Origin of the sequence: Paenibacillus sp. FSL H8-0104, from assembly GCF_038050215.1 — a bacterium.
Lineage (GTDB): Bacteria > Bacillota > Bacilli > Paenibacillales > Paenibacillaceae > Paenibacillus > Paenibacillus amylolyticus.
In genome coordinates this window covers 3,325,483-3,346,335 of record NZ_JBBOTC010000001.1, presented here as the reverse complement: position 1 = coordinate 3,346,335, position 20,853 = coordinate 3,325,483, and the positions used below count along the sequence as shown (strand labels likewise).

Here is a 20,853-nt window from a genome sequence, read left to right as displayed (position 1 = left end):
ACTGTAGATATTAATAAATTCCTTTATTATGATGAATTGAGCGAGAGCAATAATTAATCCATAAAGGAGCATTCCCATGAATCATACACTTGCAGCATCAACTCCACCGCTTGGCTGGAACAGCTGGGATTGTTACGGCGCAGCCGTTACGGAAGACGAAATTCGTGGCAACGCCGAGTACATGGCAGAACATCTTAAAGACTTCGGCTGGAGCTATATTACGGTCGACATTCAATGGTACGAGCCTTTGGCCAATTCTTCGCAATATCGTCCGTTCGTTCCACTCATCATGGATGAATATTCGCGGCTTATGCCTGCCGAGAATCGGTTTCCCTCCGCTGCAGGTGGACAGGGATTCAAGCCATTAGCCGACTACGTTCATAGTCTGGGGCTGCAATTCGGCATTCACATCATGCGTGGTATTCCACGTCAAGCTGCACATGCGGCTACTCCGATTCTGGGAACAACCGCCACTGCGCGCGATATTGCTCATCCTAACTCCATCTGTCCGTGGAATACAGATATGTATGGTGTTGATAGCTCAAAAGAAGGCGCACAAGCCTACTACGATTCGCTGTTTGAACTGTATGCACAATGGGGCGTTGACTTGGTGAAGGTTGACGATATTGCTGCTTCAAGGCTCTATGACACCCATCAACCTGAGATCGAAATGATATCCAAAGCGATTGAGCGCTCCGGTCGGCCCATGGTACTAAGTCTCTCTCCTGGCCCTGCTCCAGTAGAATACTCAGAATTCTTGGCTGATCATGCCAACATGTGGCGTGTCACGGACGATTTCTGGGACCTCTGGCCACTGTTATTGGATATGTTCGACCGCTGCCGGACGTGGCAGAGCGTTCCCAAAGCAGGCTGCTGGCCAGACTGTGATATGTTGCCTTTGGGTCATATCGGTATCCGTTCTGTAGACGGTGGTGGAGCAGATCGCTGGACTCGGTTCACACCTGACGAGCAGTTGACGATGATGTCACTGTGGAGCATCTTCCGTTCCCCGCTCATCTTTGGTGGTGAACTGCGAGATAACGATGACTGGACACTATCCCTGCTAACTAATCGTGAGGTTCTGCGAATGCATCGCGAGAGTTACGGAGCCAGAGAAGCCTTACGCAAAGAAGATCTTATTGTGTGGACTGCCCAGCATACGGATGGTTCCTCTTACGTCGCTGTGTTTAACATCGGCGAGAATGCTCTACCTGTGGATCTGTCCATTGATGAGGTCGGACTGTCCGGCATTACCGAAGGTACCGAATTGTGGAGCCAAGAAGCAGCTCAATTAACAGAGAATTCCTTAGTTACTACTGTACCTGTGCACGGTGTGCGTCTCTATCGGTTTTCCTAAGCTTGCAAAAGAAAAAGAGAGGTCTGTCGTTCATTAGACAGACCTCTCTCTCATTTCATCAGTATGTATCCATGGCTTGAACGGCCAGATGAAATGCTTTAATCCTTCTTTCTAGAAGAGTCTTTTGTGGGCTACCTTCTTTGGAATTGGCATACGTGCTCTCTAGAGATGGGAACAATCCCATCAAGACAAGGCGGGCTTCTGCGATATCTTCCTCCGTGTAGGGATGAGATTTCTGATTCCATATCTTTTCCAACAGTGCTAGGCCGATGTATAAAGCTTGGAGACGTTTCTGTAACAATGTTGTGTTATTCCTTTTCTGAGTCATATTCACTAAGGCATTTTCCGATTTGCGGATGGTTGATTGAAAGGCTTTAATGGATTGCAGTTGATCTTCTTGTGACACGTTTTCCATGGAGTATAGACCTCACTTTCTTGGCTTAGTTTGTTCGGTCTTTCTATTAAATCACCTCATAAATATAACAAAAAAAGCCGCTAAAATAGCGACTTTCAATGTATTCATTCTCGATTCAGTGCTAGAGTACCTTTTCCAAAAAGCTGATCGTCCGTTCATTCTTCGGATTTCCAAATATCTCTTCAGGAGTGCCCTGCTCGACAATATAACCACCGTCCATGAAGATCACACGATCAGCTACTTCACGAGCAAAACCCATCTCATGGGTAACAATCATCATCGTCATGCCTTCGCTCGCGAGGTCCTTCATAACACCGAGAACTTCTCCTACCATCTCAGGGTCAAGCGCCGACGTCGGTTCATCAAATAACATAACATCCGGATTCATAGCAAGCGCACGAGCGATAGCTACACGTTGTTTTTGTCCACCTGACAGTTGTGTTGGGAAGCTCTCTGCTTTATCAGACAGACCCACACGCTCAAGTAATTTGAGTGCTGTATCACGAGCCTGCTGTGCATTTAATATCCCGAGTTCTCTGGGCGCAAACATGATGTTTTTAAGCACACTAAAATGAGGGAACAAGTTAAAATGTTGAAATACCATTCCAATATTTTCGCGAGCTTTGTTCAGGTTGGTTTTAGGGTCATTCAGATCCTGATCATCCACAATAACCCGGCCTGCCGTAATCACATCTAATTGGTTAATGCAGCGCAAGAAGGTACTTTTTCCCGAACCGGAAGGCCCGATGACACAGACAACTTCTCCTTCGTTGACCGCCACATCAATTCCCTTGAGGACCTGATTCGAGCCGAAACTTTTCTTCAAACCTTCAACTTTTATTTTAGCCACGACGAACCTTCACCTCCAGATAATCAGCAATTTTGGTCAATGTGATAATGACAATCAGGTACATAACCGCAACCGTTAACCAAATGTCAAAAGAGGAGAACGTTCTTGCAATAACAATTTTACCCGATTGTGTCAACTCTACGAGACCAATAACGGATAAGATTGACGTATCCTTCAACGTGATAACCATCTGGTTAATGAAGGACGGAATCATAACCCGCACTGCCTGCGGAATAACGATCTTTATCATCGCTTTGCGATAAGGAATGCCCAATGAACGGGCAGCTTCCATCTGACCACGATCAATCGATTGAATCCCGCCTCGGATAATCTCGGTTACGTACGCCCCTGCATTCAGACTAAGTGTCAGAATAGCCGCCAGGAACAATGGCATCGTGAAGCCCATCGCCTGTGGAATCCCAAAATAGATAAAGAATGCCAGGACAATCAGCGGAATACCGCGGAAGATATCCACAAATACGGTGGCAACAACACGCAGGAATTTGTTCTGTCCAACCTTCATGAATCCGAAAATCAGACCGATGATAAACGCGAAGAACAGGGACACAATCGTATATAAGAGTGTTTTCCCCAGACCTTTCAAAAGTGAGGGAAGGGATTTCTGAATTAGCTCCCAACGCCCCAGATTTGCGACTTGGGAATTCTCTCCAACATATTCTTCGATAATGCGCTTGTACTCACCGTTTGCTTTGATATTCACAAGACCAGCATTGAACATCTCCAGAAGTTCCTGATTTTTACCCTTACTTACCGCAAATCCGTAGGAAGCCCCGTCTTCTTTGGCGGTAACGATTTTCAAACCATTATTCTGCTTTACCCCATATCTTAGAACGGGTTCATCTTCAAAACAGGCCACCGAATTACCGGTCTTTACATCATCATACATTTGATATGATTCGTCGAATGGAACAATCGTAAACCCATACTTTGAGGCGATGGATTCAGCAAAGCTGTACCCTTCTGTTCCCGTTTTTACAGCGACCTTTTTACCACGAAGATCTTCGTAACTTTTAATGGTATCATTATTGGAACTAATCCCCATAACAACGCCTGAATCATAATATGGCTCTGAAAAATCAAATTTTGCTTTTCGCTCATCCGTAATACTCATCCCTGCGATCACACCATCGACTTGATTCGCCTCAAGTGCCTGTACAGCTGCGTTAAATCCCAGGGATTTGATTTGATACTTGAAATTTTGATCTTTGGCGATGGCATCCAGCAAATCCATGTCGATACCAACAAAATCACCATTCTCATCTTCATATTCGAATGGAGCAAATGTGACATCAGTTCCGATAACATAGGTTTTACCGGAATCGGACGCTGCGGCAGCGTTCCCTACCCATCCTGATAGACCGCTCACCAGGAGCAGCATCAGTGAAAGTATAAAAAATGAGATCTTCGTTGTTTTCATGTGTCCTCCCCGTCTCGGTATTGTCCGAATAATCATTATTTTCTTTGGAATCGGTATTACGGTTATGCTTTTTGTCGATCTTCTGCCCATTTGATTGTTATTATTTACTGTATATTAACAATCAATGCTTTGCCTTTCCACTTGCAACATTTTCCTCCATCATTTTTTTCCAACCAGTAAAAGTCCTTTTAATACTTACCCTTTAGGTAAGCTTCGCGAAACCCAATATTACATTGTGAATCTGAAAAAAGGTACATTTACTTTAAAACGTATTATTTAAAATTTAAAACTCAAAAAAAGCCGCGATTTCCGCGACTTTTTATTGTACAGTTTTTTATAATCTATTAATTTGCTCTGGTTGTCAATACAATCTCGAACTTCGAACCAGCTTCACCCGCGAATACAATAGTTCCGTTCTCAGGCAACACAATTTCGTTTTGTCCACTGACCACTGTATGATTAATGCCTATGCCAGCTTGGTTATATACAGCAAATGCGCTGTTTGCAGACATCTTGACCGTCATTTCTTTACCTGCAGCTGATGCAGGAATCGAATACCATGTGGCATGACCATTCGCCTGAATCGTTGTCTTTGATTGTTTTCCCGCATAGATCGGTTTGATGATGTCTTGAGCAACATAAACGTTGCCTCCAGCTGTAACATATTCCACGCCATTTTCCTCATAGAAATTAAACTCCATCGTGTCACGGCCCGCTAATCCAGGAATTTGCAATTGGTTCACAGCTTGGTTAGCTCCAACGATTTTATTCGTGTAGACATAACCCGGCAGCTCATTAAAAGTATGAATGGGAATCATCGGCATCGCTGCGTTGTACAGTGTTGATGTGTATTTTTCATTGACCAACACGTAGGCTTTGCCTTCCCGTTTCTGCCATGCGGCCTTTACTTCTTCCGACAATTCATTGGTTTCAAGCTTTTCTGCCTTATATTCAGAGGAAGCAACTTGCCCAAGCCCAGGAACAGACTGATACGAGCGAGACCACAAATATGTGTGCCCGTTGACTTCCTGAACGAACTTCAGCTTTTCCGTAGCCGCATCATTAACAAATGAGCCATCAGCGGTGTACGTATAGGTCTGATCAGAACTGTTAGGAGACGACAGATTAGATAGCGTTAATTGCCCATCATCTTTTACGTCCAGCTTCATTAACATGTTTGCCCCACCAGCGTACATGCCTGTATGCTGTGAAAGTTCTGTTGGCATAGTTGTTTTCACAGGTGCATCATGTGACTTCTCCGGCTTACGATCTGGAATGATATTCTTCTCCTCAAGCGCGCCAAGCAACAGCTCAGTTGCCAGCAATTGATCCGTTGAGCTATGACCACCCGAAGAGGTTACGGCAGCAGCCATATTATATTCCGGTAACACAATCAAGGAGGAATGATAGGTTATTGTATTGCCACCTTTGCTTACTGCCTGGATGCCGTAATCATTAAAAGGAAACAGGTTCACGCTGTCCCAGCCCAGGCCGTAACCAATAGAAGAATCGCCTTCTTCCGGCCACATGCCTCTCTTGTATTCTTCTTGCTCCATGGCCTCTACGGATTCCTCCGAAAGAACACCTTCAACCTCACCTGTAAAGATTTTCGAGAACTGAACCAGATCTTCAGCGGTGGAATAGATGCCTCCCGAGGCAATCATATTTGTAGTCTCTAATGGAAGTTTCTCCTCATCCGAAGGGGCATATGTTGCTGCCATCTTGCTAAGCTCTACAATATCCTGCGGTGTTTTGGTATGCTCCATACCAAGAGGCTCGGTTATGTACCGGTGCATGAAAGTTGTGAAGTCCATGCCACTGACCCGCTCAACCAAAATTTCAGCTAATGTAAAACCGTCATTACTATACACCGAGTATGCGCCAGGATCGGCCTTCAGATGTTGCGTCGCCAATTGTTCCAGTAACGTATCATGTGCATAGGTATCATTATCTCCAAACAGTATTGCACTGTTACTTGACGTTCCTAGAAGCCCGGATGAATGATTCAGTAACATGCGTGGTGTAATCTGTTGGTAACGCTTGTCTTTCATTTTAAAGTCCGGAATATACTTCACGACAGGCTCATCAAGATCGATCTTGCCCTGGTCCACTAGCTTCATTACGGCGGTTGTGAGCATCATTTTGCTGGTTGAACCAATGCCATACATAGTATCTGAAGAAAGCGGGATGTTGTTTATCAGGTCGCTTTTTCCTGCCTGACCGGAGATCACAATCTCACCCTCATCCATCAGTGCGTACTGCACACTTGTCGTAGCGTATGATTCAGTGAGTACCTTGGCCTTTGCACTTACTGCCTTTTTAGTTAGATCATACGTAGAGCTACTACCGTTACTGGTAGCGGGTGTGGCCATGGCCGACATTGGGGACATCATTGCAAACACCAAAGTTATGGCGGCGATAGACGTTCGTTTCTTTCGTGTCAATCTCATCTTCTCCTGTCTAGTCTATGGATTAGGAATCTCTGTGTTCGTACTCCCGTAGTGTAACCGAAGAAGATGAACTGTCTGTGGCTTGAATATGAATCGAGTATGAACCAAGCAGGACCAACCCAAATAGGTTGGACACACGGTAAAATCGCTTTAGTCCATCTTTGTTTTGTTTGCAAATTAAACTTTTGCTATAATGGTATATCAATCAATGGAGTGCCAATAACATGGCTAAGTACATAAATAAATGCAGTCCATAATTCAGCATGAGTAATGGAGTTGAAGCAATGCTAAAAGTTAATCGGAATGACCAACGCCCGATCTGGCAGCAACTTTTGGATCAAGCGATTCATAATATCACAACCGGGAAATGGCAACCAGGAGAATTGCTACTCCCCTCACGCGAACTTGCTCAATTAATTGGTGTTTCACGCTCAACCATACAGATTGTGTACGAGGAATTATTCAGTCGAGGGTATACGATAACCTCCCGACGAGCCGGGACAAGAGTTAGTGATTGGACATATGCACCTCGTTCATCAGAAGACGTCACGATGCAAGGGCCTATTCCGCCCGAATTGCCTACACTAAACGAATCGATTGGTCATCTGCATAGTTGGTTTGGCAATAGAGACAATCGCAAAATAGAAATTGATTTTAATCCCCACGAGCCTTATCTGGATGAAAGTTTCACAAAAGCCTGGAGGCAATCCTTTTTACAAGCTTCCGCTGAACCTAATTTGGATATATGGGCTTATGGCGATGCCAGAGGGTTACTGGCGTTAAGAGAGCAGATTCAACGTTATTTATCACTTGAACGAGGCATTCATATCGATGTTGATCAAATCTTGTTAACCTCAGGTGCACAACATAGCATTGATTTAATTGCCCAGGCTCTCTTAAGTGAGGGAGACAGAGTTTCGGTTGAAGATCCCGGCTTCCCTGCCGCTTGGATGGCGATGAAATACCGCCGGATGCAAGTCGATCCCGTTCCGGTTGATGAGTATGGATTATGTGTAGATCATATTCACCCACAGACGAAACTCGTATTTGTCACACCTTCTCATCAATGCGCCGTTGGTGTTATTATGTCGGAGCCACGCAGGCAACAATTGATGCACTTGGCAACTCATCATCGATATTGGATTGTTGAGGATGACTACGATAGCGAATTTAGGTACCGTGGAGATCCACTTCCAACTATATTTAGTCAGCAACCTCAGAATACGCTTTATATGATGAGTTTTTCCAAAATGGTTGCACCTGGCATTCGACTATCCGCTATCATCGGCCCCAAAATAGCCATCGATCGCCTTACCCAAGTTCATGAATTAACCTATCGTCATCTGCCGATTATGGAACAATTAACGCTAACTCATTTTATTGAGCGTGGTCATTTTATGCGCCATATGCGAAGAGTTCGGAACATATATCGACGCAGACACGAAGTCATGACCAAAGCCATTGTTGCTTCTGGGCTAGGCTCACGATTTACATTAAGTGGTGTGGAAACGGGATTACATATGCTTCTAGAATCTGAAACGTCATTTGACGAAGAAGCGCTGACAAATGCTGCCCTTGATCAAGGTGTACGCGTGTATCCGCTTAGTAGATATTGCTTGGAGAGTCATCGAAAAGGATGGATATTAGGTTTTGCGAAAGTGGATGAGGAGCAGATTGAGGAAGGCATACATCGGCTTGCAAAGATTGTATTATGATGGAGAACATGCTCTCCAATCGGATTCGAAAGGATGTTTTTTGTAATGAAAATTTTAGTGTTAGGAGCCACCGGACGGGTTGGAAGTCATTTCGTCTCTAATGCCCTACGTTCCAATCATCATGTAACTGCACTGGTTAGAAGCCCGGAAAAGGTACAAATCAACGATGACAATTTCGTTCTACATCAAGGAAACGCTTTAGTCAAAGAGGATATTCATCACGCCATACAGGGTGTGGATCTCGTTGTTAGTTCCTTAAGTACCGATGGAACAACTACATTATCGCAATCCATGGGACATATTGCTGAGGCTATGGCTCAGGAGCGTATCAAAAGAATCATTACCATTGGTACAGCAGGAATATTGGAAAGTCGAACGGATCCTGGCTTGCTTCGTTTTCAATCCCCTGAGTCCAAACGTAAGTCCACGCGAGCAGCTGAAGAGCATCTGGAGATGTACAACATTCTGAAGGCTTCAGAGTTAGAATGGACCATCGTGTGTCCTACCTACTTATTTGATGGAGAATCTCTTGGTAAGTACCGGGTTGAGCGCGACTATTTGCCTGACGGTGGAACTTCTATATCTGTAATCGATACTGCGGAGTTTGCTTATCAGCAATTAATGTCTGATGAGTATGTACAGTCTCGTGTAGGTATAGCCTACTAGGGCTGTCTTAAGTTTCAATATAAACAAGCACATTACGAGCCTGCAATTGTTATCCATTAGGAACAATTGCAGGCTCTATTTGTGTCTGCTGTTGAGCTATTTAAGTCCTTCATATAGAGGAAATTGCGAAGTGATTTCACGGACACTACCTAATATTTGATTTTTCACATCCGAGTTCTTTGGATTTTTAAAAGCAAGCCCTATCAGCTGAGCAATTTCTTTCATTTCCCTGGCTCCAAGCCCTCTTGAAGTCATAGCCGGAGTTCCAAAACGAATACCGCTTGTAACCAAAGGACTTGCCGTATCGTGAGGAATTGCATTTTTATTCGCCGTAATCCCTACTTCATCCAGTAAAGCTTCGGCTTCTTTGCCTGTAAGGCCCATAGTTCGTAAGTCAACCAACACGATATGATTATCTGTTCCTCCCGATACAAGGGTGAGTCCTTCATTCATTAAAGTTTCTGCCAATACGTTGGCGTTACTCAGAACACCTTCAATATATGTTGTGAAATCGGATTGCAATGCCTCACCTAATGCCACCGCTTTCCCCGCGATAACGTGCATGAATGGCCCACCCTGGGTTCCCGGGAATACAGCTTTGTCGATCACCTTTGCCCAGGAGTCCCGGCACAAAATGGCTCCCCCTCGTGGTCCTCGTAAGGTCTTGTGTGTGGTGGTTGAAACAAAATGGGCATGTGGTACCGGGTTAGGATGCAAACCTGCCGCAACAATTCCTGCTATATGCGCCATATCTACAAAGAAAAGAGCTCCCACTTCGGCGGCAATCTGGGCAAATAATTCAAACTCAATGGTCCGCGGGTATGCACTTCCACCTGCAACAATCATGCGTGGACGATACTTATAAGCAAGTTTACGTACTTCGTCAAAGTCAATGCGGCCCGTCTGTGCATCGACACCATATGAAACAAAATTGTAAAACCTACCTGAAAAATTAACAGTACTTCCGTGTGTTAGATGACCACCCTGGGATAGATTCATGCCAAGTATTGTGTCCCCAATCTCAACCGAGGCAAAATACACAGCCATGTTGGCCTGAGAACCGGAGTGAGGCTGCACATTTGCATGTTCAGCGCCAAAAAGTGCTTTAAGGCGGCTATTTGCTATCTCTTCGACTGTATCGACATGCTCACACCCGCCATAATATCTTCTGCCCGGATACCCCTCCGCATATTTATTGGTCAATACCGAACCTGTTGCTTCCATTACAGCTTGACTTACAAAATTCTCTGATGCAATCAGTTCTATCTTATCCTGCTGCCTTCCAAGCTCTTGCTGGACAGCCATTCCTATTACTTTATCTTGCTTCTCCAAATGTTTCATGAACATCTTCCTCTCAATATTACGGTTATTTATTCGTTCCAAACTGTTTTTTGGGAAATTTACTATTCATCAGTAGATGTGCCATCATTCCTGCAAACAGTCCCCAAAATGCACCACCCACACCAAGCAAAGTCACATTCGCTGCTGTCGCCAAAAACGTAATCAATGCAGTTTCACGTCCCTTAGGGTCCGTTAATGCATTGGCAAGACTGCCACCGATCGTTCCAAGTAAGGCTAATCCCGCTAATGTTGCAATAAAGGTAGCAGGAAGAATCAAAAACAGAGCAGCCAATGTTACGCCAAAAATGCCGACAAAAATATAAAAAACACCACAAGCAATACCTGCAATATAACGTTTGGTTGAATCCTCATGTGCATCCTTTCCTGTACAAATCGCTGCTGTAATAGCTGCCACATTAAAAGCATGTGATCCGAATGGGGCTGCAAGAAGCGAACCCAAACCTGTTACAGCTAAAATGGGATTGGCACTTGTCTTGAATCCATCATTACGCAGAACAAGCATTCCGGGCATATACTGCCCTGTCAAAGTAATAATGAACAGCGGTAGCGCAACGCCAAGTAAAGCATTTAACGAAAATGCTGGAACAACAAATACAGGCGATGCTACAGCCAATTGGATTGTACTGAAGTCTGTTTTCCCCATGCATATCAAATAAATCAAACCGATTGCCATTATGCCAACAATAGCGTAACGGGAAGTAAACCTTCTTAACACGATATAGGCTGCAAAGAGTACAATCACAAGCAAAGGATCTACCTTCGCCCCTCCAAAGGCCGATATTCCAAACTGTAGTAAAATACCAGCTAACAATCCGGAAGCGATGCCTGGGGGAATAAGTCGAACGAAACGTTCAAACATGCCTGACCAACCCAAAATAATAAATCCAACTGCTGAAATCATGTACGCGCCAATAGCTTCTGGATAAGGGGTTACCGCTAATGCTGAAACGAGAAACGCCACACCCGGTGTAGACCAGGCTGTAATAATCGGCTCCTTATATCGATAACTGAGCCAAATCCCCGTTACTCCTACCCCAATCGAGATGGACCATATCCAGGAAGCGGTCATTTCCGGGCTTAAACCAGCCACTTTTGCAGCTTGAAAAACAAGGATAAACGTACCCCCGTAATTAACAATTACGGATATCAAAGCGGCGATTACCGGCGATATCAAATCACGGCCACGTAACGAAGGGGATGCTGTCTTCATATTTAACACTACCTCTCACTTAATCATCGATGCGTGTGTTTTCATTCCAGTAATATTCGTCTGGTAAATACCGTGGTCCAAATACACTTGTTCCTACACGTATCATTGTAGCTCCTTCTTCAATGGCGACTTGGAAGTCACCAGACATACCCATCGATAAAATATCCATTTCTACGCGTGGAATATTTTTCTCTTTAATCTGTGTACGGATCTGGTTTAACAATCGAAAACAATGTCGTGTTTCTTCGTTTGTCGCATTCAGTTTTCCAATGGTCATTAAACCTTTCACATTTAATGTCTCGAATTGAGACAACTGTTCTACAAGCTCGACGGCTGTTTCTGGAGAGGCACCAAATTTACTTTCTTCGTAGGACGTATTAATTTGCACAAGAATGTCTAAGGTCTTATTCTCTTTGAGAAGCTGGTTATGTAACGCTTGACCCAGTTTCAGACGATCTACGGAATGGATGAGCGTAACATATTTAACAACGTCCTTTATTTTATTTGTTTGCAGATGCCCGATAAAATGCCATTCCACCTGCTTGCTTTGTTCCATGAGTGGGAATTTGTCTCGGAGTTCCTGAGCTTTGTTTTCTCCAAACAGGAGCTCACCTGCTTGGATAGCTATTTGTAATTTCTCAAGCGGTACCGTTTTGGTCGCGAGCAACAATTGGATGTCCTCTATGTTGCGACCTGAAGCCTGGCAGGCCAATGCCATTTGCTGTCTTACAGCTTGAAGATTTTCTTCTACTAGATGTTTCATGTCAGCCACCTTCTTTCTATTCCGAACAGGAATGGATAATTGAGATTAGTTCCTTCTTATGTATTGTGAAGAATGTGTGGAACGTCATGCTAGTATAGCAACGCATGGATTGGATATACATATCCAAAAATGCTATTTTGGAACAGTCCAAAATGACAAAGTAGACATTAATTCAATTGGGGTTCCTTTAATATGCTTTTAAAAGTCAATAATCTGATTGATGTGATGCCCGCACGCTTCTTCCAAAATGAAAAAAGCCGCTAAATTAGCGGCTTGGTTTAGTTCTATGTTCATGTCCAAGAAGATACATGTTTTATGATGATTTACTCGTTCACATTTTCCTTGGTTACCAGCTTCAATTCAGCGGGAATCGATGACTCCACCTGCTTGCCACTGAGCACATCCAGAGCTGCTTGCAGCGCCAGTTGGCCAATCAGTATAGGCTGCTGAGCGACTGTTGCCGTCAATTTCCCATCCTGAATGGATTTGATTGCATCATCATTACCATCGAATCCGATGACCGGAATGTCTTTACCTGAGCTTTGAATCGCTTCAATTGCACCAAGTGCCATCTCGTCATTATGGGCAAATACCGCTTGCACGTCAGGATTACCCTGTAGCAAGTTCTCCATGACATTTAATCCTTTGGACCGATCAAAATCAGCAGATTGTTTGGAAACCACATCAAGTTGCTTGTCGGCCACTTCATGGAAACCTTTACCCCGTTCTCTTGTTGCGGAAGCGCCAGGTACACCCTCAAGTTCAATGACTTTTGCTCCCTCACCCAGTTGTTCCACAAAATATTCAGCTGCCATGCGTCCACCTTTAACGTTATCCGATGCCACGAGTGCCGCCACTTCGCCTTTATCTGCGGAGCGATCCAGCGTGATCACAGGAATGCCCACACTATTAGCGGATTGAACCGCTGTGGAGATCGCTGCAGAGTCCGCAGGGTTAATTAACAGTGCACTAACGCCTTGCTGAATGAGATCATCCACATCATTGGTTTGTTTGGCCGAATCGTTCTGCGCATCAACCACGATGACCTGTATTCCCTGTTTTTTGGCTTCAGCCATTACCCCGTCCTTCAGTGATACAAAGAATGGATTGTTTAGTGTAGATATCGACAAACCTATTTTCTTCTGTCCATTACTTTTGTTTGGGTTAGGTTTCGCCCATTCCGGTGGCTCCAGAGAGCACCCGGCCAGAACGATGATCATCAGCATACTTATGAGTGTTACAGTCCACTTTTTCATATTCGCTTCTCTCCTTATGCTGTTTTCTTGCGGTCCAGCAGGACGGCAATGGCAATGACGATACCTTTTACAACCATTTGATAAAATGAGTTTACTTCAAGCAAGTTCAATCCATTATTCAACACGCCGATAATCAGAACACCGATCAGTGTACCAACGATGCGTCCGCGTCCTCCAGCAAGACTTGTACCACCCAATACAACTGCTGCGATCGCATCCAGCTCGTAGGATGTACCTGCCGTTGGTTGCGCTGAATTCAAACGCGATGTCAGAATTGCACCTGCCAGAGCAGCGAGCATACCTGTCAGGGAGTAGATCATAATTTTCACGCGATTAACTTTGATACCCGAGATAATGGAAGCTTTCTCATTACCGCCGATGGCGTACGTTTTACGACCAAAAGCCGTTTTATGCAAAACAATCCACAGAATCATGAAGGTAATCAGCATCGTAATTGCAGGTACCGGAATGCCCAGCAGGTAACCGCGGCCAAACAGTTGGAACAACAGGTTATCCCCGAGTCCTGTAATTGGATTACCATTGGTGTACACCAACGTCAGTCCTCTGAATATCGTCATGGTTGCCAATGTAGCGATAAACGGAGCCATTTTACCTTTGGTAATCATCAGTCCGTTCACCATGCCCATGACACCACCGAGTGCTACACCAATAATGATGGACAAGATCGGATCGAGACCAGACAACATCATATTTGCTACAAAAGCACTGGATAAAGCCAGGATTGAGCCGACCGACAGATCAATTCCACCCGTCAGGATAACAAACGTCATACCAAAGGCAATCAGCGCATTAATCGAGACTTGACGCAATAAATTCAAGATATTAAGCGGTTCCAAGAAACTTGGATTCAACACCGATACGATGAGAATAAGAATGATTAAGCCAAGCAGCGGTCCCAATTTTTGTATCACGTTTGAGAAACGGAAGCCGCTTTTAGCCGTTTTGTTTTCCTGCATTGTTGTCATATCACTGTCCCCCTGTGGCCAATGTCATAATGTGTTCTTGTGTTGCTACTTCCCTTGCAACCTCGCCACTGATGTGTCCTTCATGCACAACCGCGATCCGGTCACTCATGCCAAGCACTTCAGGTAGCTCCGACGATACCATGATGATTGCAACGCCGCGGTCAGTCAGTTCATTCATCAATTCATAGATTTCGCGCTTCGCCCCGACATCCACTCCGCGGGTAGGTTCATCCAGGATAAGTACGCTTGGTCCGATACCAACCCATTTCGCGATAACCACCTTCTGCTGGTTACCCCCGGATAGATTCCTTGCCGCCGTCTCGGAGGATTGCGTTTTGATCTGTAGACGTTTGATCAGTGTATCTACGAAGTCTTGTTCTTTTGAAGTTGAGATGAAACCTTTGCTTGAGAAACTGAACAGATTTGGCAACGCCATATTCTCGCGAATAGAGAAGTCTAATACCAGCCCTTCATCCTTGCGGTCTTCTGTAATAAACCCGATTCCATGTTTCACTGCATCTGCCGGTTTACGAATGTTCGCTTTTTTGCCGCGGATGAAGATTTCACCGCTATCCAACGTATCCAAACCAAAGATGGTTCTCATGATCTCTGTTCGTCCAGAACCCATGAGTCCTGAAAAACCGAGTATTTCCCCCGCTCTCACGGTGAAGTTAATATTCTCGAATAGACCTTTGCTACTTGCATTCCTTACTTCGAGGACAACTTCACCATAAGAAGGATTCCGGACAGGATAACGCTCGGTAAGTTCACGACCTACCATTTTCCGCACCACTTCATCAAAGCTTGTCTGCGGAATAGCTTGTGTGTCTACCGTTCTTCCGTCACGCATGATGGTAATCCGGTCACAGATCGTGAATATCTCCTCCATTCGGTGAGAAATATAGACGATGGATACGCCTTCCTTCTTCAGCGAGCTGATTACACCAAACAGCTTCTGGATCTCACGCTCCGTAAGTGCTGCTGTTGGCTCATCCATAATGATGACCTTGGCATCTGTCATTAGCGCTTTGGCAATCTCGATCATCTGTTGCTGCCCGACAGAGCACTCTCCCGCAGGACGTTCCAGTGGTATGTCTACGGAAAGCTTGGCGAACTGTTCTTTGGCAAGCGCTTTCATTTGTCTTGTATTGAGCAATCCGAACGATGATGTCAGTTCCTTACCAATAAAGAGATTATCCAGCACCGTCATTTCAGGCCATACATTCAGCTCCTGATGTATGAATGTGAGACCCAGTTTCTCGGCTTCCTTCGGACTTGCAAAATAGTTTTCTTCTCCGTCTATGGTAATGGTTCCCTGATCACGCTGATGAAGACCAATCAGAATATTCATCAGTGTGGATTTGCCGGCTCCATTCTCCCCCATCAGGGCATGAACTTCACCATCCTTTAGTTCAAAATCCACTCCGCTCAGCACCTGATTCGTTCCAAACGCTTTATGAATGTCTTGCATCTGAATGTGCATTACGCAACCTCCTTTTAACCGAAATGGACTCCCGATTGTAAAATGCAATTGGCATAAGGTGTGGCTTCACCTGTGCGGATGACCACTTTCACCTGCCGTGTTAATGCTTTGAATTGTTCGTGGCTGACGGAAGCATCGATTGCTTCTACCCCAAATTTCTCTGTGATGAATTGCATCGCTACGGGATTGCCTTCGCAAATCTCTTCAGCCACAATGACTTTCTCAATGACCATATCTTCAGCGATCGCTTCCACCACTTCGCGAAAACTTGGTGTTCCCAGTTTGAGGGCCAGATCAATTTTGAGTACCCCGTCCGGTACCGGCAGACCTGCATCCGCAATCGCAATCATGTCCGTATGGCCCAGATCAGACAAAATCTTGGAAATGTGACTATTCAACATGCCATTTCTTTTCATTACAAGCTCTCCTCTACTTCATCACGCGTCGGCATGCCGCCCTGCGCTCCGAACTTGGTGACGGACAACGATGCAGCCCGATTGGCGAAGCGTATACTCTCTTGCAACGCTTTTCCTTCAGCCAAAGCAACTGCAAATGCGGCATTGAACGTATCCCCTGCCCCCGTAGTATCAACAGCCTCAACTTTATAAGTTGGGACTAGAATTTCGTCAGTGCCATCAAAGTACCGTACACCTTTACTGCCCTCCGTGATGAACAACTTGTTTGGATACTGACGTAATGCCTGTGCAGGACTCATGCCCTGAAACAAAATCTCGGCTTCATGCTCGTTCGGTGTGATATATGCGGCATTGTCGATCACTTCTTGCGGCAATGTTCTCGCCGGAGCGGGATTAAGCAGTAGCGGTGTTCCGAATTCTGCACACAATGCACTCACATGCACAACCGTTTCCTCCGGAATTTCCTGCTGAATTAATACGATATCTGCATCGCGGATCACTTCAGCTGCTTCATCGACATATGCAGGAGTGACTTCCCGATTCGCCGCTTCAACCACTACGATACTATTATCACCTTCTGCCAGAATGATATGAGCCGTTCCACTTTCTAAATGTGTAACCGGTTTCACATTTTGCGTATTTACAGCATTTGCTCTAAAGTTCTCTACAATATCTTTGCCAAAAGCATCGTCGCCTACCCGGCCGATCATCGCAACCTCGGCACCCAGTCGTGCAGCGGCAACAGCCTGATTGGCTCCTTTGCCACCTGGAACCGTTTTGAAGCTATCGCCAAGAACGGTTTCACCCGCCCCCGGCCGTCTTGACGAAGTAACAACCAGATCCATTGAACTGCTTCCAATTACACATATTTTAGCCATCTGATCTCACCTTTCTCGTAGTGCCCCGTTCGATGAAACTCACGGGCAACTGTATGTTTTTATTCTCTATTGCAGCTTGTTCCACAAGCTGGATAAGTAATCCCGCCGCTTCTCTTCCCATCTCGTATGCTGGCTGATGAATGGTGGACAATGCCGGCGATAACAGGCTGCTCATCGGAATATCATCGAAACCAATCACTTGTACGTCATCAGGAACCTTTCTTCCAATCCGTGATGCCTCATGCAGTACTGCCATGGCTGCGATGTCATTGCTGGCAATGACCCCGTCTGTGTCCGCATACTTCCTGAATAATTCTTCAGCCCATACACTTGCCTCATTAATTGAAAATGAGGTCGTCTGGATTACCCGATAGTCTAACCCAGCATCACGGATGATTTCAATCGCCCCTTCAAAACGATCCTGAGCGGGTCTGATCTGTGACGGTCCCTGCATAACTGTGATCCGGCGACTGCCGCGTTTGATAATCTCCCTTGCAGCTAGTCTTCCACCTTCCCTGCCATCCGCATACACGGATGGACGATCAAGTGAAGTTCTGTCCAGAAATACAACAGGAATCTTCAGTTTTTCATATATTGAAGAATGAGGGTAGTTCGTTGAAGAGATCACACCGACCACGTTGTTCTGGATAAACGTCTGGATGTAATCTTGCTCCTTCTGTTCATCCTCATCACTATTTCCAAATATCAGTCTGTAATCCTGCTCCTGCATCCGGTCCTCTACACCGCGGGCCAACTGCGGGAAGTAAGGGTTCGTAATATCCGGCAACAACAGGCCAATCAGTTTGGACTTGCGTTTATATAATGAGCGTGCCACTTCATTTGGTGAAAAGTTAAGCGCCTTCACTGCATCTTCCACTTTCTTGCGTGTGTCCGCATGAACATAACCTCTATCATTAATGACCCTGGATACGGTGGCTACAGATACGCCAGCCAGTTGAGCTACGTCTTTAATTGTTGTCATAAGTTGCTCTCCTCTATGTGTAACCGGTTACAGACATTAAATTATCATATTATTTTCAATTTGACAAGCGTTTTCATTCTGGAAATTTCTCCAAGTATACATAAAGTGCACTAGAATTCATCTATATCATGGTTTCTTCCTGCCAGGGAGATCGATACTTCATAGATGTAAAGAGCCATCACTCGATTAAAACTCAGAGTGATGGCACCCGGATCAACATAAGAATCAGCAATCTCCTGAACTTAATTAGCCTTTAATTTAACAAATTAGATAGTACCATTTTCGAATAAATCAATTCATAGCGTTTATTTTATAACTCCCCGTAAACTTCATCTGTAACTGGTTCCAACCATTCTGGTGTACCTGCAGTGATCGCAATGTGTTCAAACCAACTATCTTTAGCGGCCCCATGCCAGTGTTTCACACCATCATGAGTCACAATAACATCGCCGGCTTTGAGGAATTGAGCAGGTTTTCCTTCTTCCTGATACCAACCTTCCCCACCAGTCACTAACAACAGCTGAAATCCACCGCGATGGATATGCCAGTTATTTCTGCATCCCGGTTCAAACGTTACATTCCCAACACCCACATTCACTTTGGGATCAGCAACCAAGGATTGGAGATAACTTTGCCCTATGAAATATTGCGAAAATGCTTCGTTTTTTTCTCCTACCGGGAATATCACTCCATCTTTAACTTCCTCATGTTTAGCCATTTCATTTCCTCCAGTGTGATCTTATTGATTAATGCGTCCTGCCCCTATGTTGACCTAAATATGATTACACACATACGTGCGATATCGCACATTTGTGTATAATATAAAATAATTGCACTGCCTCTGCAAGGATCAAATGAACTCGATCTGTGCCTTATGGCGCAAAGGAACAACATTTGTGCAATTACTCTCTGGAAAGAATGGTGATTACTATCGTTTCTGTCACAGATCGAAGAATACTTAAGTCTCAGGAAGCGATCAAATCCGCTTTTATCAAACTCATGAATGAGAAACCTTTTGATACCATTACGATGCAAGATATCTCTGATCATGCCAATGTCGGCCGCAGAACGATATACCATCACTATTCGGACAAATTTGACTTGCTGGATAAATTAATTGAAGAACATATCGATGAACTAAGAAGATTGTGCAAGGAAGCATCCGATCTGGATTTTATAGAAAGCAATGTACTTTGGTTCGACTATTTTGAAGTTCATTATTCATTTTTCTCGGCTATGTTACTGAGTAAAGGAGCCCCTTTTTTCCGCAATCGCTTCCTGGCTCTTGTCATTGAAGAACTGGAAGATGAGGTGAATGTGACGGAGGGGAAAAATAAAGGACTAACAAAAGAAGTGATTCTCACGTTCTTTGGTACAGCAATCGTTGGTATCGTGGAATCCTATTTCACCAATGGATTCCCCCGGCAACCTCACATTGTCGCAGAACAAGTTGGGATTTTATTAGAAAGGAATCTATAACATAGACTCCTCATGAACCGTTCCTTCTTTTAATCAGACCAATTGAAGAGCGGTTTATTAATTATCATTACAAAGATTAACGATATGTGATATGGTCAGTGAGGATATTAATAGATTCATACATACATATGTACATGAAATGTGAGGAGAAGATCGAAAGTGATAGAGAGAAATACCCTTGAGAAACCGAGTAAATTTAGTGATCCCATTTTTGTCATGCTCGTGGCAAGCCTGTGTTGCTTGTTATGGGGAAGTGCGTACCCATCCATCAAACTTGGATATATCGCGTTTAACATTCTGCCGGAAGATATTGCTTCCAAGTATGTATTTGCAGGATACCGGTTTACACTGGCGGGTATGCTGCTCTTGCTCCTGTCTCGTATCGTTAGAAAACAGAAGCTCCAATTAACCAAGCCTCAGTGGACAGGTCTCATCATGTTAGGTATATTGCAAACCGGTTTGCAATATATGTTTTTCTACGTTGGCGTAGCCAATACGACAGGTGTCAAAGGCTCTATTATGAACGCAACTACGACCTTTTTCAGTGTTGTTCTGGCCCATTTCATCTATAAAAACGACAAATTAAGCAGAAATAAAATCGTTGGTTGCTTGCTTGGATTCGTTGGTGTAATCATCGTAAACTTCCATACGGATCTGCTTGCTTTTTCCTTTTCATTCACAGGCGAAGGCTTCGTTATTATAGCGGCACTTGTTTTTTCCGTTACGGCCCTTTACGCAAAACGTCTCACCGCCACCATCGATGTTCTGATCATAACAGGTGTCAGCTTATTCGTCGGGGGACTGGTACTTACGCTGTTAGGTCTATCACTCGGCGGTCGGGTCACCCATTTCACCTTGGAATCCACCAGTAACTTAATCTACCTGGCTTTGCTGTCATCTGTCGCATTTTGTCTATGGAATATGCTTCTCAAGTACAACAAGGTCGGAAGAGTGTCTGTCTATAACTTCCTAATCCCTGTATTTGGAGCTTTATTATCAGCGTTATTCCTGGGGGAAACGATCTTGGAATTGAAAAATCTGGTCGCATTACTGTTCGTATCAGTCGGCATTTATTTAGTCAATCGTGTACGTTCTGTGCAGAGCTCTAATAACACTCCAATGAAATAGACTACGCGTCCACTTCCAT

At 44.6% G+C, this 20,853-nt stretch carries 19 protein-coding genes; 5 read left to right on the top strand and 14 right to left on the bottom strand.

The features are described from left to right. The first annotated feature begins 76 nt into the window (after nt 1–76). Nucleotides 77–1,357, top strand: a complete 1,281-nt coding sequence (locus tag NST38_RS14980; RefSeq protein WP_036615947.1) for a glycoside hydrolase family 27 protein — start codon at nt 77–79, stop codon at nt 1,355–1,357. 58 nt (nt 1,358–1,415) lie between these two features. On the opposite strand, the gene NST38_RS14975 is transcribed toward NST38_RS14980, so the two are convergent. The 4 genes from NST38_RS14975 to NST38_RS14960 all read right to left on the bottom strand — a co-directional run bounded on the left by NST38_RS14975 (nt 1,416) and on the right by NST38_RS14960 (nt 6,510). After that, the gene (locus tag NST38_RS14975) at nt 1,416–1,772 is read right to left on the bottom strand and encodes a hypothetical protein (protein ID WP_036615949.1); all 357 of its coding nucleotides are present in this window, start codon (nt 1,770–1,772) and stop codon (nt 1,416–1,418) included. Nucleotides 1,773–1,893: 121 nt separating this feature from the next. Then, nucleotides 1,894–2,622 (bottom strand): amino acid ABC transporter ATP-binding protein, encoded by a 729-nt coding sequence (locus tag NST38_RS14970; RefSeq protein WP_036615952.1) that lies wholly within the window; start codon nt 2,620–2,622, stop codon nt 1,894–1,896. Beyond that, complete coding sequence (locus NST38_RS14965) at nt 2,615–4,060, bottom strand: amino acid ABC transporter substrate-binding protein/permease (RefSeq protein WP_076253028.1); 1,446 nt, start codon at nt 4,058–4,060, stop codon at nt 2,615–2,617. Before NST38_RS14965 ends, NST38_RS14970 begins: the two co-directional genes overlap by 8 nt. A gap of 344 nt (nt 4,061–4,404) precedes the next feature. Next, on the bottom strand, nt 4,405–6,510 hold the full coding sequence (locus NST38_RS14960; RefSeq protein WP_036615958.1) for a serine hydrolase domain-containing protein: 2,106 nt from the start codon (nt 6,508–6,510) through the stop codon (nt 4,405–4,407). 284 nt (nt 6,511–6,794) lie between these two features. Here NST38_RS14960 and pdxR point away from each other — a divergent pair, with 284 nt between their 5' ends. Both pdxR and NST38_RS14950 read left to right on the top strand, forming a co-directional pair. Then, on the top strand, nt 6,795–8,225 hold the full coding sequence (pdxR, locus tag NST38_RS14955) for a MocR-like pyridoxine biosynthesis transcription factor PdxR (protein WP_036615960.1): 1,431 nt from the start codon (nt 6,795–6,797) through the stop codon (nt 8,223–8,225). 45 nt (nt 8,226–8,270) lie between these two features. After that, a complete protein-coding gene (locus NST38_RS14950; protein ID WP_036615963.1) occupies nt 8,271–8,891 on the top strand; it encodes an NAD(P)-dependent oxidoreductase in 621 nt (206 codons plus the stop codon). Nucleotides 8,892–8,987: 96 nt separating this feature from the next. Here NST38_RS14950 and glyA read toward each other — a convergent pair whose 3' ends face one another. From glyA to NST38_RS14900, 10 genes are all read right to left on the bottom strand, one after another. Next, entirely contained in the window at nt 8,988–10,232 is a 1,245-nt protein-coding gene (glyA, locus tag NST38_RS14945; protein WP_036615966.1) for a serine hydroxymethyltransferase, read from the bottom strand. Nucleotides 10,233–10,257: 25 nt separating this feature from the next. Further along, entirely contained in the window at nt 10,258–11,463 is a 1,206-nt protein-coding gene (locus NST38_RS14940; RefSeq protein ID WP_036615968.1) for a benzoate/H(+) symporter BenE family transporter, read from the bottom strand. A 19-nt stretch (nt 11,464–11,482) separates the two neighbouring features. Next, on the bottom strand, nt 11,483–12,226 hold the full coding sequence (locus tag NST38_RS14935; RefSeq protein WP_036615970.1) for a YggS family pyridoxal phosphate-dependent enzyme: 744 nt from the start codon (nt 12,224–12,226) through the stop codon (nt 11,483–11,485). 323 nt (nt 12,227–12,549) lie between these two features. After that, entirely contained in the window at nt 12,550–13,482 is a 933-nt protein-coding gene (rbsB, locus tag NST38_RS14930; RefSeq protein ID WP_036615972.1) for a ribose ABC transporter substrate-binding protein RbsB, read from the bottom strand. Between the two features lie 14 nt (nt 13,483–13,496). Next, complete coding sequence (locus NST38_RS14925; RefSeq protein WP_370511443.1) at nt 13,497–14,459, bottom strand: ABC transporter permease subunit; 963 nt, start codon at nt 14,457–14,459, stop codon at nt 13,497–13,499. Between the two features lie 10 nt (nt 14,460–14,469). Beyond that, nucleotides 14,470–15,951, bottom strand: a complete 1,482-nt coding sequence (locus NST38_RS14920) for a sugar ABC transporter ATP-binding protein (protein WP_036615975.1) — start codon at nt 15,949–15,951, stop codon at nt 14,470–14,472. Between the two features lie 14 nt (nt 15,952–15,965). Then, on the bottom strand, nt 15,966–16,367 hold the full coding sequence (gene rbsD / locus NST38_RS14915) for a D-ribose pyranase (protein WP_036615977.1): 402 nt from the start codon (nt 16,365–16,367) through the stop codon (nt 15,966–15,968). Beyond that, complete coding sequence (gene rbsK / locus NST38_RS14910; protein ID WP_036615980.1) at nt 16,367–17,245, bottom strand: ribokinase; 879 nt, start codon at nt 17,243–17,245, stop codon at nt 16,367–16,369. The genes rbsD and rbsK overlap by 1 nt, the downstream gene beginning before the upstream one ends. Continuing rightward, nucleotides 17,238–18,227, bottom strand: coding sequence for a LacI family DNA-binding transcriptional regulator (locus NST38_RS14905; protein WP_076253027.1), 990 nt, complete (start codon nt 18,225–18,227; stop codon nt 17,238–17,240). The genes rbsK and NST38_RS14905 overlap by 8 nt, the downstream gene beginning before the upstream one ends. Before the next feature lie 310 nt (nt 18,228–18,537). Next, nucleotides 18,538–18,945, bottom strand: coding sequence for a cupin domain-containing protein (locus tag NST38_RS14900; RefSeq protein ID WP_076253026.1), 408 nt, complete (start codon nt 18,943–18,945; stop codon nt 18,538–18,540). Nucleotides 18,946–19,226: 281 nt separating this feature from the next. Here NST38_RS14900 and NST38_RS14895 point away from each other — a divergent pair, with 281 nt between their 5' ends. Both NST38_RS14895 and NST38_RS14890 read left to right on the top strand, forming a co-directional pair. Then, nucleotides 19,227–19,706, top strand: a complete 480-nt coding sequence (locus NST38_RS14895; protein ID WP_370511440.1) for a TetR/AcrR family transcriptional regulator — start codon at nt 19,227–19,229, stop codon at nt 19,704–19,706. A gap of 159 nt (nt 19,707–19,865) precedes the next feature. Then, nucleotides 19,866–20,834, top strand: coding sequence for a DMT family transporter (locus NST38_RS14890; RefSeq protein WP_143781000.1), 969 nt, complete (start codon nt 19,866–19,868; stop codon nt 20,832–20,834). Nucleotides 20,835–20,853 lie beyond the last annotated feature (19 nt).

Excerpts from the sequence above, each read along its gene's own strand:
- NST38_RS14980 (WP_036615947.1), top strand. The coding sequence starts at position 77 with ATGAATCATACACTTGCAGCATCAACTCCACCGCTTGGCTGGAACAGC.
- NST38_RS14975 (WP_036615949.1), bottom strand. The coding sequence starts at position 1,772 with ATGGAAAACGTGTCACAAGAAGATCAACTGCAATCCATTAAAGCCTTT.
- NST38_RS14965 (WP_076253028.1), bottom strand. The coding sequence starts at position 4,060 with ATGAAAACAACGAAGATCTCATTTTTTATACTTTCACTGATGCTGCTC.
- NST38_RS14960 (WP_036615958.1), bottom strand. The coding sequence starts at position 6,510 with ATGAGATTGACACGAAAGAAACGAACGTCTATCGCCGCCATAACTTTG.
- pdxR (WP_036615960.1), top strand. The coding sequence starts at position 6,795 with ATGCTAAAAGTTAATCGGAATGACCAACGCCCGATCTGGCAGCAACTT.
- NST38_RS14950 (WP_036615963.1), top strand. The coding sequence starts at position 8,271 with ATGAAAATTTTAGTGTTAGGAGCCACCGGACGGGTTGGAAGTCATTTC.
- glyA (WP_036615966.1), bottom strand. The coding sequence starts at position 10,232 with ATGAAACATTTGGAGAAGCAAGATAAAGTAATAGGAATGGCTGTCCAG.
- NST38_RS14940 (WP_036615968.1), bottom strand. The coding sequence starts at position 11,463 with ATGAAGACAGCATCCCCTTCGTTACGTGGCCGTGATTTGATATCGCCG.
- NST38_RS14935 (WP_036615970.1), bottom strand. The coding sequence starts at position 12,226 with ATGAAACATCTAGTAGAAGAAAATCTTCAAGCTGTAAGACAGCAAATG.
- rbsB (WP_036615972.1), bottom strand. The coding sequence starts at position 13,482 with ATGAAAAAGTGGACTGTAACACTCATAAGTATGCTGATGATCATCGTT.
- NST38_RS14925 (WP_370511443.1), bottom strand. The coding sequence starts at position 14,459 with ATGCAGGAAAACAAAACGGCTAAAAGCGGCTTCCGTTTCTCAAACGTG.
- NST38_RS14920 (WP_036615975.1), bottom strand. The coding sequence starts at position 15,951 with ATGCACATTCAGATGCAAGACATTCATAAAGCGTTTGGAACGAATCAG.
- rbsD (WP_036615977.1), bottom strand. The coding sequence starts at position 16,367 with ATGAAAAGAAATGGCATGTTGAATAGTCACATTTCCAAGATTTTGTCT.
- rbsK (WP_036615980.1), bottom strand. The coding sequence starts at position 17,245 with ATGGCTAAAATATGTGTAATTGGAAGCAGTTCAATGGATCTGGTTGTT.
- NST38_RS14905 (WP_076253027.1), bottom strand. The coding sequence starts at position 18,227 with ATGACAACAATTAAAGACGTAGCTCAACTGGCTGGCGTATCTGTAGCC.
- NST38_RS14900 (WP_076253026.1), bottom strand. The coding sequence starts at position 18,945 with ATGGCTAAACATGAGGAAGTTAAAGATGGAGTGATATTCCCGGTAGGA.
- NST38_RS14895 (WP_370511440.1), top strand. The coding sequence starts at position 19,227 with ATGAATGAGAAACCTTTTGATACCATTACGATGCAAGATATCTCTGAT.